This window comes from Thalassospira sp. (genome assembly GCF_048059015.1).
Taxonomy (GTDB): domain Bacteria; phylum Pseudomonadota; class Alphaproteobacteria; order Rhodospirillales; family Thalassospiraceae; genus Thalassospira.
The window spans coordinates 26,114-43,756 of record NZ_JBLLNT010000026.1 but is presented as its reverse complement, the minus strand read 5'-3'; the positions used below and the strand labels follow the sequence as shown (position 1 = coordinate 43,756).

The 17,643-nt window shown below is 54.5% G+C and carries 19 protein-coding genes; 12 read left to right on the top strand and 7 right to left on the bottom strand.

Annotated features, from left to right (window positions below; genetic code table 11):
* Positions 1 to 95 precede the first annotated feature (95 nt).
* Positions 96 to 1,013, top strand: coding sequence for a DMT family transporter (locus tag ACMZ66_RS22370; protein ID WP_416940806.1), 918 nt, complete (start codon positions 96 to 98; stop codon positions 1,011 to 1,013).
* A 92-nt stretch (positions 1,014 to 1,105) separates the two neighbouring features.
* On the opposite strand, the gene ACMZ66_RS22365 is transcribed toward ACMZ66_RS22370, so the two are convergent.
* The 4 genes from ACMZ66_RS22365 to ACMZ66_RS22350 form a co-directional block, all read right to left on the bottom strand.
* On the bottom strand, positions 1,106 to 1,816 hold the full coding sequence (locus ACMZ66_RS22365; protein ID WP_416940804.1) for a glutamine amidotransferase-related protein: 711 nt from the start codon (positions 1,814 to 1,816) through the stop codon (positions 1,106 to 1,108).
* Positions 1,817 to 1,936: 120 nt separating this feature from the next.
* Positions 1,937 to 2,269 carry a response regulator transcription factor gene (locus ACMZ66_RS22360; RefSeq protein ID WP_416940802.1) on the bottom strand — a complete coding sequence of 111 codons (333 nt, stop codon included), beginning with the start codon at positions 2,267 to 2,269 and terminating at the stop codon, positions 1,937 to 1,939.
* Positions 2,270 to 2,386: 117 nt separating this feature from the next.
* Complete coding sequence (locus ACMZ66_RS22355; protein WP_416940800.1) at positions 2,387 to 2,614, bottom strand: response regulator; 228 nt, start codon at positions 2,612 to 2,614, stop codon at positions 2,387 to 2,389.
* Positions 2,615 to 2,788: 174 nt separating this feature from the next.
* On the bottom strand, positions 2,789 to 3,106 hold the full coding sequence (locus ACMZ66_RS22350) for a DUF1476 domain-containing protein (protein WP_416940798.1): 318 nt from the start codon (positions 3,104 to 3,106) through the stop codon (positions 2,789 to 2,791).
* A gap of 164 nt (positions 3,107 to 3,270) precedes the next feature.
* Here ACMZ66_RS22350 and ACMZ66_RS22345 point away from each other — a divergent pair, with 164 nt between their 5' ends.
* From ACMZ66_RS22345 to purL, 5 genes are all read left to right on the top strand, one after another.
* Positions 3,271 to 4,050 carry an NRDE family protein gene (locus ACMZ66_RS22345; protein ID WP_416940796.1) on the top strand — a complete coding sequence of 260 codons (780 nt, stop codon included), beginning with the start codon at positions 3,271 to 3,273 and terminating at the stop codon, positions 4,048 to 4,050.
* A gap of 222 nt (positions 4,051 to 4,272) precedes the next feature.
* Positions 4,273 to 5,037 (top strand): phosphoribosylaminoimidazolesuccinocarboxamide synthase, encoded by a 765-nt coding sequence (gene purC / locus ACMZ66_RS22340; protein ID WP_416940794.1) that lies wholly within the window; start codon positions 4,273 to 4,275, stop codon positions 5,035 to 5,037.
* Positions 5,038 to 5,161: 124 nt separating this feature from the next.
* Positions 5,162 to 5,401: a phosphoribosylformylglycinamidine synthase subunit PurS gene (purS, locus tag ACMZ66_RS22335; protein ID WP_008891731.1), complete on the top strand. Its 240-nt coding sequence runs from the start codon at positions 5,162 to 5,164 to the stop codon at positions 5,399 to 5,401.
* An 81-nt stretch (positions 5,402 to 5,482) separates the two neighbouring features.
* Positions 5,483 to 6,172 carry a phosphoribosylformylglycinamidine synthase subunit PurQ gene (gene purQ / locus ACMZ66_RS22330; RefSeq protein WP_416940791.1) on the top strand — a complete coding sequence of 230 codons (690 nt, stop codon included), beginning with the start codon at positions 5,483 to 5,485 and terminating at the stop codon, positions 6,170 to 6,172.
* Positions 6,166 to 8,382 carry a phosphoribosylformylglycinamidine synthase subunit PurL gene (gene purL, locus ACMZ66_RS22325; protein WP_416940840.1) on the top strand — a complete coding sequence of 739 codons (2,217 nt, stop codon included), beginning with the start codon at positions 6,166 to 6,168 and terminating at the stop codon, positions 8,380 to 8,382. Before purQ ends, purL begins: the two co-directional genes overlap by 7 nt.
* Before the next feature lie 55 nt (positions 8,383 to 8,437).
* Here purL and ACMZ66_RS22320 read toward each other — a convergent pair whose 3' ends face one another.
* The gene (locus ACMZ66_RS22320; RefSeq protein ID WP_416940789.1) at positions 8,438 to 9,238 is read right to left on the bottom strand and encodes a helix-turn-helix domain-containing protein; all 801 of its coding nucleotides are present in this window, start codon (positions 9,236 to 9,238) and stop codon (positions 8,438 to 8,440) included.
* Positions 9,239 to 9,373: 135 nt separating this feature from the next.
* On the opposite strand from ACMZ66_RS22320, the gene ACMZ66_RS22315 reads away from it, so the two are divergent.
* Entirely contained in the window at positions 9,374 to 9,778 is a 405-nt protein-coding gene (locus tag ACMZ66_RS22315; RefSeq protein ID WP_416940787.1) for a hypothetical protein, read from the top strand.
* A gap of 57 nt (positions 9,779 to 9,835) precedes the next feature.
* On the opposite strand, the gene ACMZ66_RS22310 is transcribed toward ACMZ66_RS22315, so the two are convergent.
* Positions 9,836 to 11,011, bottom strand: a complete 1,176-nt coding sequence (locus ACMZ66_RS22310) for an Mrp/NBP35 family ATP-binding protein (protein WP_416940785.1) — start codon at positions 11,009 to 11,011, stop codon at positions 9,836 to 9,838.
* A 402-nt stretch (positions 11,012 to 11,413) separates the two neighbouring features.
* On the opposite strand from ACMZ66_RS22310, the gene hflK reads away from it, so the two are divergent.
* The 4 genes from hflK (at position 11,414) to ACMZ66_RS22290 (ending at position 15,420) form a co-directional block, all read left to right on the top strand.
* Positions 11,414 to 12,547 (top strand): FtsH protease activity modulator HflK, encoded by a 1,134-nt coding sequence (gene hflK / locus ACMZ66_RS22305; RefSeq protein ID WP_416940783.1) that lies wholly within the window; start codon positions 11,414 to 11,416, stop codon positions 12,545 to 12,547.
* Positions 12,547 to 13,419, top strand: coding sequence for a protease modulator HflC (hflC, locus tag ACMZ66_RS22300; protein ID WP_416940781.1), 873 nt, complete (start codon positions 12,547 to 12,549; stop codon positions 13,417 to 13,419). Before hflK ends, hflC begins: the two co-directional genes overlap by 1 nt.
* Before the next feature lie 116 nt (positions 13,420 to 13,535).
* Complete coding sequence (locus ACMZ66_RS22295; RefSeq protein WP_416940779.1) at positions 13,536 to 13,727, top strand: DUF2065 domain-containing protein; 192 nt, start codon at positions 13,536 to 13,538, stop codon at positions 13,725 to 13,727.
* Between the two features lie 199 nt (positions 13,728 to 13,926).
* Entirely contained in the window at positions 13,927 to 15,420 is a 1,494-nt protein-coding gene (locus ACMZ66_RS22290; RefSeq protein ID WP_416940777.1) for a DegQ family serine endoprotease, read from the top strand.
* Positions 15,421 to 15,491: 71 nt separating this feature from the next.
* Here ACMZ66_RS22290 and serB read toward each other — a convergent pair whose 3' ends face one another.
* On the bottom strand, positions 15,492 to 16,382 hold the full coding sequence (gene serB, locus ACMZ66_RS22285) for a phosphoserine phosphatase SerB (RefSeq protein ID WP_416940775.1): 891 nt from the start codon (positions 16,380 to 16,382) through the stop codon (positions 15,492 to 15,494).
* A gap of 206 nt (positions 16,383 to 16,588) precedes the next feature.
* On the opposite strand from serB, the gene miaA reads away from it, so the two are divergent.
* Complete coding sequence (gene miaA / locus ACMZ66_RS22280; RefSeq protein ID WP_416940773.1) at positions 16,589 to 17,557, top strand: tRNA (adenosine(37)-N6)-dimethylallyltransferase MiaA; 969 nt, start codon at positions 16,589 to 16,591, stop codon at positions 17,555 to 17,557.
* Positions 17,558 to 17,643 lie beyond the last annotated feature (86 nt).

Genomic DNA, 17,643 nt, shown 5'->3' with positions numbered 1-17,643 from the left:
CAGTTTTTCTATATCATGATCCAGATAGCATGATTTGTAGACTACCCTGAAAATACTTAAAAGTCGCTGATACATCTTGTTTCGGATTTTCCGCCATGCAGAAGAACGTCTATATCGTATTTGGATTTCTCGCCCTGGTTTGGGGCATGACTTTCCTGTTCAACAAAGCCGCCAGTTCGCTGATCACGCCTGAACAGATCGTGGTTGCCCGCGTTGTCATGGGCTTCATCCCGGTCTTCATCGTGGCAGTGGTTCGAGGCAAACTGCATTGGGCGCACCTGCGCTATACGCACCACTTCATTGTCATGTCGCTGCTGGCTGCATCGGTCTATTACATTGGCTTTGCGCGCGGTATTGCGCTTCTGCCCTCCAGCGTCGCCGGGATGCTATCAGGTGCCATTCCGATGTTTTCCTTTGTCGCCGCCGCCATTTTCCTGCGCAATGAGCCGATCAATCGCCGCTCCATCGGTGGGCTTTTATTCGGCTTTGCCGGTGTGACCCTGATTGCGCAGCCCTGGAACAGCAATGTCGTGGTCGCTGACTTGGCCGGTATTGGCTATATCGCCCTTGGATCAGGCTGCGTTGGTTTGTCATTTGTCTATGCCCGCCGGTTCCTGAGCCCGCTTGGCATTTCGCCATTGGCACTGTGCACCTATCAGCTTGGCATTGCTTCAATCACGATGCTGACTGTGACTGACATGACAAATGCGGAGGCCATCTTTACCGATCCGATGATTGCTGCTGGATTGATCCTTGGCCTTGGGCTGTTTGGCACCGGGATCGCCTATATCTGCTATTACTATGTCGTGGAAAAACTGGGCGCGGTCAAAGCCGCCAGCGCGACCTATATCCCGCCTGTCATCGGCCTTCTAACCGGAAGCCTGATCCTGGGTGAAACGGTCACGCCCCTTCATCTGATTGCGATGGTGATCATTTTAGGGGGCGTCCTGATCATGCAATCGGGACGCACCGCCGCCCCGACCACATCATCTCAGATCAAGGCCCCCTGCTGACAATAGATTTTCGGGCTCACAACCAGCCCGAATGCCTGAGAGCTCACTGTCTCGAGGGTTGCGCCCCCGAAACCGGGGCGCTTTTTTATCTGCTATTTGCCCGCATATGTCGCGGCGGCTGCGACAAAGGCCGTGATCAGCGGATGGTTTTCATCCCGAAGGGCAGAGCGTTCTGGCTGAAACGCGGTGCCGATAAAGAACGGATGACCGGAAAGCTCCACCGCGCGCGGGTCGCCATCCATATCCCAAGCTGAAATCGACAGATCGCGATCGTCAAGAATACCGGCATATTCCCGGTTAAACCCATAGCTGCAGCGATAAGTTTCGTTGATGCGACCCACCGCATAATGGGACCGGATTTGACTGCCTTCTGACAGTTTAATCCCGCCATCCTGATCAATCAGGGCGCAAACAAGCGGGGCGATCAGGGGTATTTCCGCATCCGGGTCCACTTCGGCATTGGCCGCATTGGCAAGACCAAGTTCGTTGCGGGCATATTCCAGTACCGCATGCTGATATCCGCCGCAGGTTCCCAGGAACGGGACACCATTTTTGCGTGCAGCCCCGATTGCAGAAACCGCCCCTTCAAGGCTTTGATAAGGGCTTGCCGGAACACACCAGACACCGTGATAACCATCCAATACCGTCATGGCATCGACATCATCAAACGACGGCGTGGCGATCCAGTCATAGGCAATGTTTTCGCCAAGCTGTTTTGCGGCAAGTTCAAGGGCGGGTGGAATGGCCTGATGGGCGGTGACATTGGGGTTAAAGTCGCCGACAAGTGCAATTCGAATAAACATGAGGATTCCTCGCTTAAGGTGACATTACGAGGGAAAGCAGTAGGTTAGCACAACAAAAAACGGCCCGTGAAATCACGAGCCGGGATTTGAGCGTAAACAGAGCTGCCTTTGACGAACGTACTACAAAGTTCCGGTACGCGCCATATCTTCCAGCGCCATTTTTACCGCCTGTGCACGGTTTGACACATTCAGTTTACGATAGATGTTTTTCAGATGGTATTTGACGGTGATTTCCCGAAGATCAAGGTGACGGGCAATATCCTTGTTCGGACGCCCTTCTGACAGCAATGCCAGAACTTCACGTTCACGCGGGGTCAGACGACCAAAGTCGCCCTCATTACCAAAACCACCAGCCATGCGGCTGTCGCCGTCACCACCACCGACAAGACCGTCGCTCAGGTCACTCAGGATGGAAGACGGAAGATATTTTTCCCCGGCAAGAACCAGTTGCACGGCATTCGCCAATGCCTGACCACGCAGGGTTTTGGGGATAAAGCCGTGTGCGCCTGCCTCGATGGCATGGCGAACATCTTCACTGCGATACGCCCCGGAAAGCAGAACAACAAAGGTCTAAGACGCGACTTTCTCCAGTGCGCGCTTAAGCCCCTCAAGACCGTTCATACCGGGCATCCGCAGATCAAGCAGAACCAAATCGAACGTATTGTTCTCTGTAATCAGATCAAGTGCTGGCTCCAATGCTCCTGCCTCGGCAACTTCGCAATCTTCGAAATATTGCTGAAACAACAGTGAAATAGCCTCACGAACCAAATCGTGATCGTCCGCCAAAAGGATACGCAAAGCTCTTGCCCTTCTTCTACCTACTGGGACCGTGCCCCATGGTCCATCACCTACCTGTGAAGGATACCACACCAAAAGGTTGCACCCACTCTTTTCTTTTCGGGATGCAGGATACGAGACCACCTAGTGGTTTGCAAACTAGAAGTTTTTCCCAAGAGCGATGATCAAAACCGGTCACGACAGAACTTCAGCACGGGCAATCGGACGCAACTCTTCGAGCTTGGCATTCAGGGCCGATACGGTGACATCGATATTCTTTCGACCAAAATCTGCCAACAGCAGGGCAACAACCCCGTTTTCACGCGGATTGGCAACCACTTCACCGATCACTTTACGCGTGTAGTCTTCGCATTCATGCTGGCTCATCCCCATTTTTTCGCCAGCCCAGGTGATCAGCATTTTGTATAAATGGGTCTCAACACGAAAATCCTGTTCAAGATCAAAGGTGTATTTCGCCTCAAAGCCACGCTCACGCTCGTTAAAGCTGCTCATACTGTTCCCTCCTGAAATTGGATCGCCCTCATCACCAGGGCTCTAAAGCTACGTCTTGTTGCTCGACACTCTTTTTATTTGAGAACAATCGACGCCGTTTTCACCCCTTTGATCGACACTTTTGAATTTGACAAATTGCGTGGCAACACGCTTTGATCTGGCTCATGTGTACAGTCATTATTCTCCGCCGCCCCGACCATGACTGGCCGGTGATCATCGGCGCCAATCGCGACGAAATGAACAATCGCCCCTGGAAGCCCCCCGCACGCCATTGGGAGGACCGACCAGACGTGATCGCAGGTCTTGATGAAACGGCAGGCGGCACGTGGCTTGGCGTTAATGAAGACGGTGTTGTCGCGGCCGTTCTGAACCGGTTTGGCACGCTCGGCCCGGCCGATGGCAAACGATCGCGTGGTGAATTACCGCTCGAAGCATTGGATCACGCGGACGCCATTGATGCTGCTCAGGCCTTGGCCGAGCTTGATGGCGACGCCTATCGCCCGTTTAACATGGTGATTGCCGATAACCGCGATGCCTATTGGCTGGCCAACCGTGGTACGGGAAAAATCGAGATTACCGAAATACCCGAAGGCCTGTCGATCCTGACCGCCCATGATCTCAATGATGTCAGCAAAAGTGCGCGCACACGTCGCAATCTGCCGCGTTTTGTCAGTGCGCCTGCACCCAACCCCGAAGCAGATGACTGGTTTGCATGGCAGGCATTGATGGCCGATACCGGCATTGAGGCCCCCGATCCCGAACATCACGACATCCGCGCAGATGCAATGTTGGTTCGCAGCAATATCGGATTTGAGACGGTTTGCTCATCGCTGATCGGATTGCCGGCGATTCCCACCTCCGAACATGAATTGCCGCGTCGTCCGGTGTGGTTATTTGCCGAAGGCCAACCTGATAAAACCCCTTACCACCCGGTCAATGTCTGATCAGGCCCAATCGGGAAAATGGTGCAACGCCAGATAGTTGACCCTGAATTCCGTCACGGGTTGAAAGCGATCTGTGACGGTTGCAATTTTTGATTATCAAGATTGCGTAAATAGAGCTTAAGCGACAATTGAGTTTCTCGCCAAGCACTGCTATACGGGGGGCGCGAATTTCAGGGTGCCTGCCCATACAAGCAGCAGGCCTAGATGTGAAAGATCCCGCCAATGTCCAGAAAGCAGCCCATTTACGAGGGTAAAGCCAAGGTTCTTTACGAAGGTTCTGAGCCGGGTACGATCATTCAGTATTTCAAGGATGACGCCACTGCGTTTAACGCTCAGAAGCGCGGCACCATTGCCGGCAAGGGCGTCCTGAACAACATGATCACCGAATTCGTCATGACCCGTCTGAGCGAAATCGGTATCCCGACCCACTTCATTCGCCGTCTGAACATGCGCGAACAGCTTTGCAAGAAATGCGAAATTGTTCCGATCGAAGTCGTGGTCCGTAACATCGTTGCCGGTTCCATGGCAAAGCGTCTTGGCCTTGAAGAAGGCGAACGCCTGCCGCGCCCGATCGTCGAGTTCTATTATAAGGACGACGCACTGGGTGATCCGCTGGTTTCTGACGAACATATCCTCGCTCTGGGTTGGGCTAGCTCCGAAGAGCTTGAGGAAATCGTTGGCATGACCCTCCGCGTGAATGACTACCTGTGCGGTCTGATGCGCGGTATCGGTCTGAAACTGGTTGATTTCAAACTTGAGTTCGGACGCGTTTGGGAAGGTGACTTCCCGCAGCTGGTTCTGGCTGATGAATTCAGCCCGGACAACTGCCGTCTCTGGGATGCCATCACCAACGAAAAGATGGATAAGGACCGCTTCCGTCGCGACATGGGCGGCGTCGAAGAGGCCTATCAGGAAGTCGCACGCCGTCTTGGTGTCCTCCCTGAGTCCGCCGAGATAAAGTCGCTGAACAAAGACGCGACCAAATAACACCCCAAGGCCGCGCTCGCGCGGCCTTTTCTTATGGCTGGCCGATGCCCATTCCGTCGGTCAGCGCTTTGTTTGCAAACAAAATAGCGCGAGCCCCGCGCCTGCGAACTTAAAGGAGCTTCTCGTGAAAGCACGTGTTCATGTCACCCTGAAGAACGGCGTTCTTGACCCGCAGGGTAAAGCCGTTCACCACGCCTTGCAGGGCCTGGGTTTTGATGGCGTCAACGACGTCCGTCAGGGCAAATTCATCGAACTCGAACTGGATGGCACCGATGCCGCCAAGGCCGAAGCCGAGGTCAAGGAAATGTGCGAGAAGCTTCTCGCAAATACCGTGATCGAAGATTACAGCATCGAGCTGGCCTAATCGCCAAGGCGGGGCCATGCGAACGCACGGCCTTTGTCTATCGGGATTTAGTAACGGACACTAATCGAGAGACGGTATTTCATGAAATCCGCTGTCATCCTCTTCCCCGGCATCAACCGGGAGAATGACGCCATTGCAGCACTTGAGCAGGCCACCGGCACCAAGCCGACGCTGGTCTGGCATGGCGAAACCGACCTTCCGCAAAGCGACATCATCATGGTCCCGGGCGGGTTTTCCTATGGTGACTATCTGCGTTGTGGCGCCATGGCTGCAAAATCACCGATCATGCGCGCAGTTGCTGACCGCGCCAAACAGGGTGTGACCATCCTTGGCGTTTGCAACGGCTTCCAGATCCTGACCGAAGCCGGTCTTCTGCCGGGTGCGCTGATGCGCAATGCCAGCCTGAAATTCATCTGCAAGAACACGCATCTGAAGATCGAAAATACCGATAACCGCTTCACCAACCTGTATTCTGCAGGCGACGTTGTCGATTATCCGGTTGCCCACCATGACGGCAACTATTTCGCAGACAGCAACACGCTTGACCGCCTTGAAGGCGAAGGTCGCGTGATCCTGCGTTATTGCGATGCCGATGGTGTTGTTGATCCGAAGACCAACCTCAATGGTTCGCAGCGTAACATTGCCGGTATCATCAACGAGGCGGGCAACGTTCTTGGCATGATGCCCCATCCGGAGAATGCGATTGATCCGCTGCATGGCGGTACCGATGGTCGCAATCTGTTTAAAAGCATGGTGGAGGCCGTATCGTGAGCGCGAACGATTTCAACAGCACCCCGATTACGCCGGAACTCGTCAAGGAACACGGCCTGAACGAGGAAGAGTACAAACTCGTTCTCGAAATCATGGGTCGCGAACCGAACATCAACGAACTGGGCATCTTCTCGGTTATGTGGTCTGAGCACTGCTCCTACAAATCGTCGAAGAAATGGCTCAAAACCCTTCCGACCAAGGCTGACTGGGTCATTCAGGGTCCGGGTGAAAACGCTGGTGTCATTGACATTGGCGATGGTCAGGCAGCCGTCTTCAAGATGGAAAGCCACAACCACCCGTCCTTTATTGAACCCTACCAGGGAGCTGCAACTGGCGTTGGCGGCATCATGCGTGACGTCTTCACCATGGGTGCACGTCCGGTTGCCAACCTGAACGCGCTTCGTTTTGGCGAACCTGACCATCCGAAAACCCGCCATCTTCTGAGCGGTGTGGTCGAGGGTATCGGCGGTTATGGCAACTGCATGGGCGTTCCGACCATCGGTGGCGAAACCAACTTCCACGCATCTTACAACGGCAACATCCTGGTCAATGCGATGACCGTGGGTCTGGCCGATGCGGATAACATCTTCTATTCGGCTGCTGCGGGTATTGGTAACCCGGTTGTCTATGTCGGTTCGAAAACCGGCCGTGACGGCATCCATGGTGCGACCATGGCGTCTGCTGAATTTGATGATGACAGCGAAGAAAAGCGTCCTACCGTTCAGGTCGGTGACCCGTTCACTGAGAAGCTTCTGCTGGAAGCCTGCCTTGAACTGATGGCAACCGACATGATCGTTGCTATTCAGGACATGGGCGCTGCTGGCCTGACCTCGTCCTCGTTCGAAATGGCGTCCAAGGGCGGCGTTGGTGTTGAACTGTGGCTTGATAAAGTTCCGATGCGCGAAGAAGGCATGACGCCGTATGAGCTGATGCTTTCAGAGTCGCAGGAACGCATGCTGATGGTTCTGAAACCTGGTTGCGAAGATGCCGCGAAGGCAATCTTTGACAAGTGGGAACTGGACTTTGCCGTCATCGGTACCCTTACCGATACCAAGCGCATGGTTCTGAAATGGCATGGTGAAGTTGCTGGCGATCTGCCGATTGATCCGCTGGCCGAAGCATCGCCGGAATATGACCGTCCGTGGGAACCGACCCCGAAACAGGATCGCATCGATCCGAACAGCATTTCGGCAAAGGTAAGCCATGTTGACGCGCTCAAAACCCTGATCGCATCGCCCGATCTCGCATCGCGTCGCTGGATCTGGGAACAGTATGACCACCTTGTCATGGGCAACACGATTGTCCGTCCGGGTGGTGATGCCGGTGTTGTCCGTGTCATGGGCACCAACAAGGGTATTGCAGCGACCACCGATTGCACCCCGCGTTACGTTCTTGCCGATCCGGTCGAAGGCGGCAAACAGGCCGTGGCCGAAGCATATCGCAATCTGGTTGCAACCGGTGCCAAGCCGCTTGCCATTACGGACAACATGAACTTCGGCAACCCGGAGCGTCCGCGCATCATGGGTCAGTTCGTTGGCGCATGTCAGGGTATTGGCGAAGCTTGTATCGCACTGGAATTCCCGGTCGTTTCGGGCAACGTGTCGCTTTACAACGAAACCAACGGCGTTGGCATCATGCCGACCCCGGCAATTGGTGGCGTTGGTGTGATTTCCGATCTTGGTCACCATGCAACGATTGGTATCAAACGCGATGACAGTGCGCTGATCATGCTGGGTGCTGCAACTGGTGAACTTGGCCAGTCGCTGTATCTCAAGACCATCGAAGGTCGCGAAGAAGGTGCACCGCCGCCGGTCGATCTGAATGCTGAAAAACGTACCGGTACGCTGGTCCGTGAGCTGATCGAACTTGGTCTGGTCCGTACCTGCCACGATATCGCTGATGGCGGTCTTCTGGTCACTGTTGCCGAGATGTGCCTTGCGGGCAATATCGGTGCTGACCTGCACCTGCCGGAAGCTGGTAGCGAAGTCGCATGGCTGTTTGGCGAAGATCAGGGCCGTTACGTGATCGCAACCCGCGACCCGGACAAGGTTCTGAATGCCGCAAGCAGCTCGAACGTTGCTGCTGTCATCATCGGTCAGGCTGGCGGCAACGCTGTCAGCATCGACGGCGATGCCAAGGTAACGCTGGCTGAGCTGCGCGAACTGAACGAAGGCTGGATGCCGTCCTTCATGGCAGAAGCCGTTCAGTAAGCTGACCTGATTTAGTTATCAAAACCCCGCCAGAGCAATCAGGCGGGGTTTTGTTTTATAGGCCTTCTGCCAATGTACTAAGCGCCTGTGCCGTTGCCTCATCGGCGGGTAGCAGCGTTTCAATCGCAAGCTCGGACAGCGTGACTTCGACAGGTGTTCCAAACACCGTGGTCGTGCTGATGAAACGCAGCATCCCTGCATCAGTCTTTAGGACCAAGGGCACGATCAGACTGTTGATCGCGTCATCCCCGTTATCCTCGATCACGGTCAATTTTTCCGGTGGGTGATATCGCTTGGCCTCGTCAAACAGCGCAATCAATTCCGGATCGGCAGTAACTTCAATCTGACGACGCAACCGATCGAGCAAATGATCCCGCCATTGGGTGAAGTTTGCCACGCGCGGTGCCAAGCCCCTTGGATGCAGGCTCAGCCGCAGCAGATTGATTGGTGGCTGTAGCAGGTCGGCATCAATCCCGCCTAACATCAGCGGCACAATCCGGTTCGCGGCCACCATGTTCCAATGCCGGTCCATCGCCAGCGCCGGGTACGGCTCATGGGCGGACAATATCTGATCCACCGCCGTGCGAATGGCAGATGCCCCCTCACCCGCAAAATCCTGTTCGGCATAGATCGGCGCAAACCCGCCAGAGACCAAAAGACCGTTGCGTTCACGAAGCGGCACATCAAGGCATTCCGCCAGATGCAGGATCATGTCGCGGCTGGGTTTGGATCGCCCGGTTTCAAGGAAACTGAGATGCCGGGTCGAGATATCGGCATCGCCCGCAAGATCAAGCTGGCTCAGCCTGCGTTGTTTGCGCCAGGCTTTCAGGGTGTTTCCAAACGAATCATGGGGCATGCGCGCTATCCTTTGGTGATGGCAACAAAAGCCTATCACCAAAGAAAAAGATTAAACATTACCTCTGAGGTAATCGTATTCATTCCCTGATCGAGGCAAGGTCAGCGCATCACAACAACCTGAAAGGTTAGATCGATGTCTGCATCCTCAAATGTGAAGCTTCTGAAAACTGTTTTGATGGTTGATGCCTTAACCTGCCTTGGCTTTGGCATCTTGCTAACCGCTGCGGCAGGGCTTCTGGCAAACTGGCTTGGCCTGCCATCAAGCCTTTTGTTTTATGCGGGCGTGATCCTATTTCCCTGTGCAGCACTGATGGCCATCACTGGCCGACAGCCAACACCCAGTGCCGGACTGGTTTGGCTGATAATTGTCGGCAATCTTGGCTGGGTCGTTGCCAGTATTGGCATCCTGATGCTGCCATCCATCGCCCCGACCCTGCTTGGTTATGCTTTTGTGATTGTTCAGGCAGTTGCGGTTTGCGGGCTTGCCGCGTTTGAATATCGCATGTTGGGCCAATCACAAAGCTTGGCCACTGCATGATTGGCAATCCTCAGACAAATAAAAAAGGCCGCAGAATGTGCGGCCTTTTTTGTATGATTATTTAAAGCTGATCTTGGGGAACAGGCCCTTTTTCTTGGGCGCCTCGGCCGGACCGACCTGTTCATCAATCGCCGCTGCAATCTTTTCCGCAATTGCGCCATAGGCCTTGGCATGCGCGCCATCAGGCTCGCTCTGAACAATCGGTTTGCCTTCATCCGCACCCAGACGGATTTTAAGATCCAGCGGAATTTCGCCTAGGAACGGCACACCCAGTTCATCAGCCGCCTTACGCGCGCCGCCATGATCAAACACATGGTCCACATGACCGCATTCCGGGCATTTGTAATAGGACATGTTTTCGATCAGGCCAAAGACCGGCACATTGACCTTGCGGAACATGTTAAGCCCCTTGCGCGCATCCAGAAGGGCAATGTCCTGCGGGGTGGAGACGATAACGGCGCCAGTGACCGGTACACGCTGCGCCATGGAAAGCTGGATATCACCTGTACCCGGCGGCATATCAACCACCAGCACATCAAGATCACCCCAATCGGTATCGCGCAGAAGCTGTTCAAGTGCGCCCATCGCCATCGGGCCGCGCCAGATCACCGGCTGATCTTCATCGATCATAAAGCCAATCGACATGATCCGCATGCCAAAGGCCGATGGCGGGATCATTTTGCCTTGGTGTTCGGACGAAGGCGTCGGCTTGGCATCGCGAAGCCCCATCATGCGCGGCAGACTCGGGCCATAAATATCCGCATCAAGAAGACCAACCTTAAGCCCCTTGGCCACAAGCGACAGGGTCAGGTTGACCGAGGTCGTGGATTTACCAACGCCCCCCTTGCCCGATGCGACGGTGACGATGCTGCGCACGGTTGGCAGTTCAAGCGGCTTTTGCGCCCCACCTTGCGGGCGTTGTCCGGGCTGCGGCGCACGTGCAGCCGCAGATTGTTGTGGGGCAGACTGACTTGCACCCTGTGGTCGTTCCGCTGTCAGTGCCACACGGGCAGTTGTGACCCCGTTCACAGATGCCACAGCCTTTTCAGCGGCTTGGCGCAGATCTTCGAGTGCGGGACCGCGGCTTGGATCCACGGCGATCATCACATTCACGGCTTCGTTATTAATATCAATACCTTGCACCATGTCCTTGGCTGTGATTGATTTGCCATCGACCGGGTCGATTACGCTGTCGAGTGCGGCGATAATCTGTTCACGGTTGGGCGAGGTCATATTGCGGTCTCCAAATTTTGGCTTAAGTCCGTGATCACACAGAACTTGCAGGCGCGTAACATTGTTTTGCAAGGCAAGCTGTCATATAAGGCCTAAGGGCATGCTCCGTCCAACAAGATTTAGCGAGTTTGCTTTGGCCTGCAATCGGTTGCACCACGATTTGACGCATGAACCTGACGTCATGTCGCGGTCAACAAGGACTGATCGCTCGATAGTCTGACCGGTTTCACCAGTCATGATCGTGCGAAATGTCAATTCGGCTTAATCACGGCTGTGGCCTGTTAGAGGTTCTGGCCCAACTGGCAAACTGGATCTTGTTGGACGGAGCATGCATTGGGGGTAACGTCCCCAAGCTCGGTAAACAACGATAAACACCGAACGGCAAGAAGAGGAAAACACTCGATGCCTTGGAATTCACAAGGGGGCGGCGGCCCCTGGGGCGGCGGCGGAAACAACGGCGGCGGTCAGAACCCGTGGGGACAACGTCCTTCGGGTGGTGGCGGCGGTGGTGGTGGAAACACGCCCCCTGATTTTGATGAAATGATTCGTAAAGGCCAGGAACGCCTGAAACGGCTGTTCCCCGGTGGTGGCGGTTACAAGGGCTTTGTCCTGATCGGTATCGCTGTGATCGGGTTGTGGCTACTGACCGGCTTCTATCGTGTGCAGCCGGGCGAACAGGGTGTCACACTTCTGTTTGGCAAATGGGTTGGCACGACTGGCCCTGGTCTGAACTACTTCCTTCCGGCCCCGATTGGCGAGGTGATCAAACCAAACGTCGAGCGGACCAACCAGATCGAAGTCGGCTATCGCGGTGCAGGTACTGTGACCTCGAACGGGTCACGTGATGTTCCGGAAGAAAGCCTGATGCTGACCGGCGATCAGAACATCATCGACATCGATTATGTTGTTCAGTGGCGTATCAGCGACGCTGGCGCATATCTGTTTAATGTTCGTGATCCGGAAAACACCATCAAGCTCGCATCTGAAAGTGCGATGCGTGAGGTGATCGGTAAAACCAATCTGGAAGAGGCCCTGACAGTTGGCCGTGTCCGGGTCGAGGAACAGACCCGTACCCTGCTTCAGGAAATCATGGATGGTTATGAATCCGGTATTTTCATTGCAGAAGTGAAAATGCAGAAGGTGGACCCGCCGCGTGACGTTATTGACGCCTTTAACGATGTGCAGCGTGCCCGTCAGGACCGTGATCGTTCCCAGAACGAAGCACTTGCATACCGCAACGACATCATCCCGCGCGCAAAGGGTGAAGCAGAACGTCAGGTTCTTCAGGCCCGCGCATACAAGGATCGCGTCACCAAGGAAGCAGAGGGTGAAGCAGAACGCTTTAACTCGATCTACAATTCCTTCCTGACGGCCAAGGATGTGACGACCCGTCGTCTGTATCTGGAAACCATGCAGGAGATCTTGAGCAAGTCTGACAAGATCATTATGGAACAGAACGGTGAAGGTAACGGCGTTGTCCCGTATCTTCCGCTTCCGGAAGTTCAGAAACGCGCGAATGCAGGAGGCAACAACTAATGGCAAGTCCTAAACTTATTGCCGCTGGCGTCGTGCTGGTTATTGCTGCTGTCGTTGGTTCGATGTGTGTCTTTACGGTTCGTCAGGACCAACAGGCACTTGTTCTTCAGTTCGGTAATCCGGTTCATGCCGTATCCGAGCCGGGTCTGCATTTCAAACTGCCGATCCAGAACGTCGAATATTACGAGCGTCGTATTCTTGAACTTGATCCGCCGGTTCAGCAGGTTCTTTTGTCTGACCAGAAGCGTGTCAATGTTGACAGCTTTGCGCGTTGGAGAATCACCGACCCGCTGACCTTCCGCCAGCGTGCAACCAACTCTGCCAACTTCGTGCAGCTGTTTGGTCAGCGTCTGAACTCGGTTATCCGTGGTGAACTGGCACAGGCTCCGCTTGTGTCCATGCTTTCGGACAACCGTGCGCAGATCATGGAAAAGATCCAGGCAACGCTCGTTGAGCCCGCCAAGGAATTTGGCGTTGAGCTGATTGATGTCCGTATCGGTCGTACCGATCTTCCGCAGGAAACCTCGCAGGCGGTGTATAACCGTATGCGTTCTTCCCGTATTGCCGAAGCTGCACAGCTTCGCGCAGAGGGTGAAGAGCTCAAGGCGAAAATCCAGGCAGAAGCAGATCGTGAACGTATCGGCATCATCGCCGAAGCCAACCGTCAGGCCGAAGTCCTGCGCGGTGAAGGCGATGGTCAGCGTAACGTGATCCTGGGTAAAGCGTATGGCAAGGACGCGGAATTCTTTGAATTCTATCGTTCGCTCGAAGCCTACAAAATCGCGCTTGATAATGGCTCGACCATGGTGCTTTCACCAGACAGCGAGTTTTTCCAGTACTTTAATAAGTCTGGTCCAGCGACAAGCCGCTAGACAAAACATAAGGGCGACCGGCATATTAGTCAGGTCGCCCTTTTTGTTTTTATAATTATGTCTTGCTAGAGCATCGCTTTAAGCAGGCACAAAGAAACGCCGGAACGTCCGCACCCATGAAGGAACTTGCTACAGCCATACTTCTGGCAATCGCGCTGGAAGGCATGTTTTATTCGCTGTTCCCGGGCGGCGCCAAAAGGGTGATGGAACTGGTTCAGGAAATCCCTAAATCACAGTTGCGCATTGGTGGATTGGTTGCAGCAATCGTCGCAATTGGTGCAATTTGGGCAGTCCGGGTCTGGCTTTAAGCCCCAAAGCACCTGGCAATAGGCGCCTGCGCCACGATATTGTGCCGAGAATTCCTTTTTTTTCCAAAGGGTCGCCCAATTTCTGACAAAGTCGGGGTTAATTTGATTACTTAAGCGACGGGTGAAATACAGTCCCGCCGTGCGCTGCTAAAACAGAATTACAAATACCGTGAACGCGGCAACGAACAGGATCAGACACATGCTACAAGCATTTTACAACCCGGTGCGAGCAAAGGTAAGCGCAGCACTGGTGATTGTTCTCCTTGGCGTGACCAGTGTTTCGCAAATCGCGAATGCCCGCCCCGCTCCTGATAGTTTCGCAGACCTGGCAGAAAAGCTTCTGCCCAGCGTCGTGAACATCTCTACCAGCCAGATGGTCGCTGAACGTCAGGGACCGGATTTCCAGTTCCCTCCGGGTTCCCCGTTTGAAGACCTTTTCCGTGACTTCATGGATCGCAATGGCCAAGGCGGCCAGGGTGGTCAGGCCCCGCAACAGCGTCGTGCAACTGCACTTGGTTCGGGCTTCATCATCTCGCCGGATGGCTACATTGTCACCAACAACCACGTGATTGATGGCGCAGACGAAATCACCGTGCGTCTTCATGATGGTGACACCCTTGAAGCCGAATTGATCGGTCGTGACCCGAAAACCGACGTCGCCCTTCTGAAAGTCGAACCCAAAGACGATCTTCCGTTCGTCAAATGGGGGGATTCGGACAGTGCGCGTATTGGTGACTGGGCGATGGCGATCGGTAACCCGTTCGGCCTTGGTGGTACGGTAACCGCGGGCATCATTTCCGCGCGCAACCGCGACATCAACCAGGGTCCGTATGATGACTTCATCCAGACCGATGCATCGATCAACCGTGGTAACTCTGGCGGTCCGCTGTTTAACCTTGAAGGCGACGTGATCGGTATTAACAGCGCGATCTATTCCCCGTCAGGTGGTTCGGTCGGTATCGGCTTTGCCATTCCTTCTGCCATCGCACAAAGCGTTGTCGACCAGCTCAAGGAATATGGTCGTACCCGTCGTGGCTGGCTTGGTGTTCACATTCAGACCGTAACCGAAGACATTGCTAACTCGGTCGGCCTTGATGATGCAACCGGTGCCATGGTTGCCGGTGTATCGGATGAAAGCCCGGCCAAGGCTTCTGGCATCAAACAGGGTGACGTCATCCTGAAGTTTGATGGCAAAGATGTCGAAAGCATGCGTCGCCTGCCGCGTATCGTTGCAGAAACCAAAATCGGCAAGGATGTCGATGTGGTGATCTGGCGCGATGGCAAGAAGCAGACCGTTCAGGTCGAGCTTGGCGAACTTGAAGAAGAAGTCGTTGCTGCAAGTGCCACCCCGTCCGAAGGACAGGAAGCACCGGCGATTGCCGAAGCCGACATTACCGAACTTGGTATCAAGGTTGCCAATGTCGATGATGCGCTGCGTCAGCGTTACAACCTTGCCGAAGGCACCGAAGGCGTGATCGTTACCGAAGTTTCTGGTGACAGCTATGCCGCGGAAAAAGGTGTGCGTCCGGGTGACATCATCATCGAAGCATCGCACAGCTCGGTCTCAAATGTTGAAGATGTCACCAATGCGGTCAAAGCCGCCCTTGATGACGACAAACGCACCATCCTGATGTTGATCGAAACATCTGCTGGCCCGCGTTACTTCGGCCTGACACTGGCTGAGGCTGAATAAGCCAACGGCTTTAAACACAAAAAGGGCGGCCTGATGAACAGGCCGCCCTTTTTCTCTGCGATCTTTCCCGATCAGGAAACGAAATCAGATTTGGCGTAGCCCTGCATATAAAGAAGGGCCGTTAGATCACCATGATTGATGCAGATGCGTGCCTGTTCCTGAACCGACGGCTTAGCATGGAAAGCAACACCGGCCCCTGCCAACGAGATCATCTGAAGATCATTGGCACCATCGCCAACCGCAATCGCATCATCAACGGTGATGCCCTGCTGGGCTGACAGGTTTTCAAGCGCATCAACCTTTGCCTGACGATCAAGAACCGGCTTTTTGACCTTGCCGGTCAGCTTGCCGCCCTCTTCGATCAAAACGTTGGCCTGATCATAATCAAAGCCAAGCTCGGCACGAACCGCACCGGTAAAGAAATCAAACCCGCCGGAAACGAGGGCTGCGAACGCGCCATTGGCTTTCATCGTCGCGACAAGGGTTTTGGCCCCGCCGGTATATTCAACCGTCTTCCAGGCTTCTTTAAGCATCTCGGTCGACATGCCTTCCAGAAGGCTGACACGTTCATCAAGGGCTTCTTCGAAATCAAGTTCACCATTCATCGCGCGCGCAGTGATCGCAGCAACCCGGTCCTTCACACCGGCAAACTCGGCCAGCTCGTCCAAGGTTTCGCCCGTAACCATGGTGCTGTCCATATCCGCAATCAGAAGCTTCTTGCGGCGCGTGGCAATTTTCTGGGTAACCGCATCAACCGACAGCTCCGCCTCGGCCAAGGTGGTGTCCGCAACATCAAGGGTGATGCCATCAAAAACAAGATCGCATGCTTCGCCGTCGGCCAGCCACACAACTTCACCCACCAAGGCACCGGCACCGGTCAGTGCGATCGATGCCTGATTGATGACAGCATCGGTCAGTGCATTCGAATTCGGGGCGGCAATCAGGGTCAGTACCAATTTCATGGTCTGCGGGCTCCTTGCGGGAAAAGGCATTAAACAGATTTGTCGTCTTTATCCGAGTTGCGCCCCCGTCTGACAAGAGAACTTTCGCACGAGCTGCCATGCTTACGGGTTTTTTGCCAATAGGCGCATGACCAAAGCCCTATGCCTTTGTCCATGAAGACAATAGACTGTCCGGCCCAAAAACAACCGAACCTGAAAGTGCCTTTATGTCGGCCATCACCGCCAACAGCTCCTTTGCCCCCGTCCTGATCGTTGCTGGCCCGACTGCCAGCGGCAAATCCGCACTTGCCCTTGATCTGGCCGATGCGTTTGACGGGGTGGTGATCAATGCCGACAGCATGCAGGTTTATGAAGAACTGCGCGTTCTTTCCGCCCGCCCCGATGAGAGCGAAACCGCGCGCGCGCCACACCGTCTTTATGGTGTGCTTTCCGGGCGCGAAGCATGTTCAGCCGGGAAATGGCGTGAAATGGCAATGGCCGAGATTGCTGATTGCCACGCCAAGGGCAAACTTCCGATCATCACGGGTGGAACGGGCATGTATCTGAATGCCCTGACCGAGGGGATTGCACCGATCCCGGATGTCCCCGCGCGGATTCGCGAAAATGTGACGGCCGAGCTCGACAATCTGGGTCATGAGGCATTTTTTGAGAAGCTCAAACGTGATGATCCCGAAACGGCGGCAACATTGGATGGCACCAACACCCAAAGACTGATTCGCGCAGCCGAAGTTTTTGCCCATACCGGGCGAGGATTGACCAGTTGGCATAAAGAACCGGTGATCACGCCGCCCGAAAACATGAAATTCAAGAAACTTTGTTACATGCCGCCGCGAGACATTCTGTATGACCGTTGCAATCGGCGTTTTGATCTGATGATTGAACTGGGTGCAATTGACGAGGTCCGCGACCTGATTGCGCTGGATTTACCTGAAACAGCCCCGGTTATGAAGGCTGTAGGCGTTCGTGAGCTTGGCGCATATCTGGCAGGCGAGATTGATCTTGAGACGGCAAAAGAGAAATCCCAGCGCGAAACCAGACGCTATGCAAAGCGTCAATTAACGTGGTTCAGGCACCAAATGACCGACAAGGAAATCATCGACGCGCAATATTCGGAAAGTTTAGCTGCAAAAATGCGTCATGATGTTAACCAATTTCTGTTGACCACGCCAAAGTGAGGCGATAGGTTGGCGCTTCTCCCGCCGAAATGGCGGAAAACCGCCGTTTAGGCGGATTTTTCAACTCCAATTCGAGGATAATTGGA

Bases quoted from the DNA above. Each gene is read 5' to 3' on its own strand.
- miaA (WP_416940773.1), top strand. From the start codon at position 16,589: ATGTCGGCCATCACCGCCAACAGCTCCTTTGCCCCCGTCCTGATCGTT.
- ACMZ66_RS22370 (WP_416940806.1), top strand. From the start codon at position 96: ATGCAGAAGAACGTCTATATCGTATTTGGATTTCTCGCCCTGGTTTGG.
- ACMZ66_RS22290 (WP_416940777.1), top strand. From the start codon at position 13,927: ATGCTACAAGCATTTTACAACCCGGTGCGAGCAAAGGTAAGCGCAGCA.
- ACMZ66_RS22345 (WP_416940796.1), top strand. From the start codon at position 3,271: ATGTGTACAGTCATTATTCTCCGCCGCCCCGACCATGACTGGCCGGTG.
- ACMZ66_RS22310 (WP_416940785.1), bottom strand. From the start codon at position 11,011: ATGACCTCGCCCAACCGTGAACAGATTATCGCCGCACTCGACAGCGTA.
- ACMZ66_RS22320 (WP_416940789.1), bottom strand. From the start codon at position 9,238: ATGCCCCATGATTCGTTTGGAAACACCCTGAAAGCCTGGCGCAAACAA.
- ACMZ66_RS22350 (WP_416940798.1), bottom strand. From the start codon at position 3,106: ATGAGCAGCTTTAACGAGCGTGAGCGTGGCTTTGAGGCGAAATACACC.
- ACMZ66_RS22295 (WP_416940779.1), top strand. From the start codon at position 13,536: ATGAAGGAACTTGCTACAGCCATACTTCTGGCAATCGCGCTGGAAGGC.
- purQ (WP_416940791.1), top strand. From the start codon at position 5,483: ATGAAATCCGCTGTCATCCTCTTCCCCGGCATCAACCGGGAGAATGAC.
- ACMZ66_RS22365 (WP_416940804.1), bottom strand. From the start codon at position 1,816: ATGTTTATTCGAATTGCACTTGTCGGCGACTTTAACCCCAATGTCACC.
- ACMZ66_RS22315 (WP_416940787.1), top strand. From the start codon at position 9,374: ATGTCTGCATCCTCAAATGTGAAGCTTCTGAAAACTGTTTTGATGGTT.
- hflK (WP_416940783.1), top strand. From the start codon at position 11,414: ATGCCTTGGAATTCACAAGGGGGCGGCGGCCCCTGGGGCGGCGGCGGA.
- hflC (WP_416940781.1), top strand. From the start codon at position 12,547: ATGGCAAGTCCTAAACTTATTGCCGCTGGCGTCGTGCTGGTTATTGCT.
- serB (WP_416940775.1), bottom strand. From the start codon at position 16,382: ATGAAATTGGTACTGACCCTGATTGCCGCCCCGAATTCGAATGCACTG.
- purC (WP_416940794.1), top strand. From the start codon at position 4,273: ATGTCCAGAAAGCAGCCCATTTACGAGGGTAAAGCCAAGGTTCTTTAC.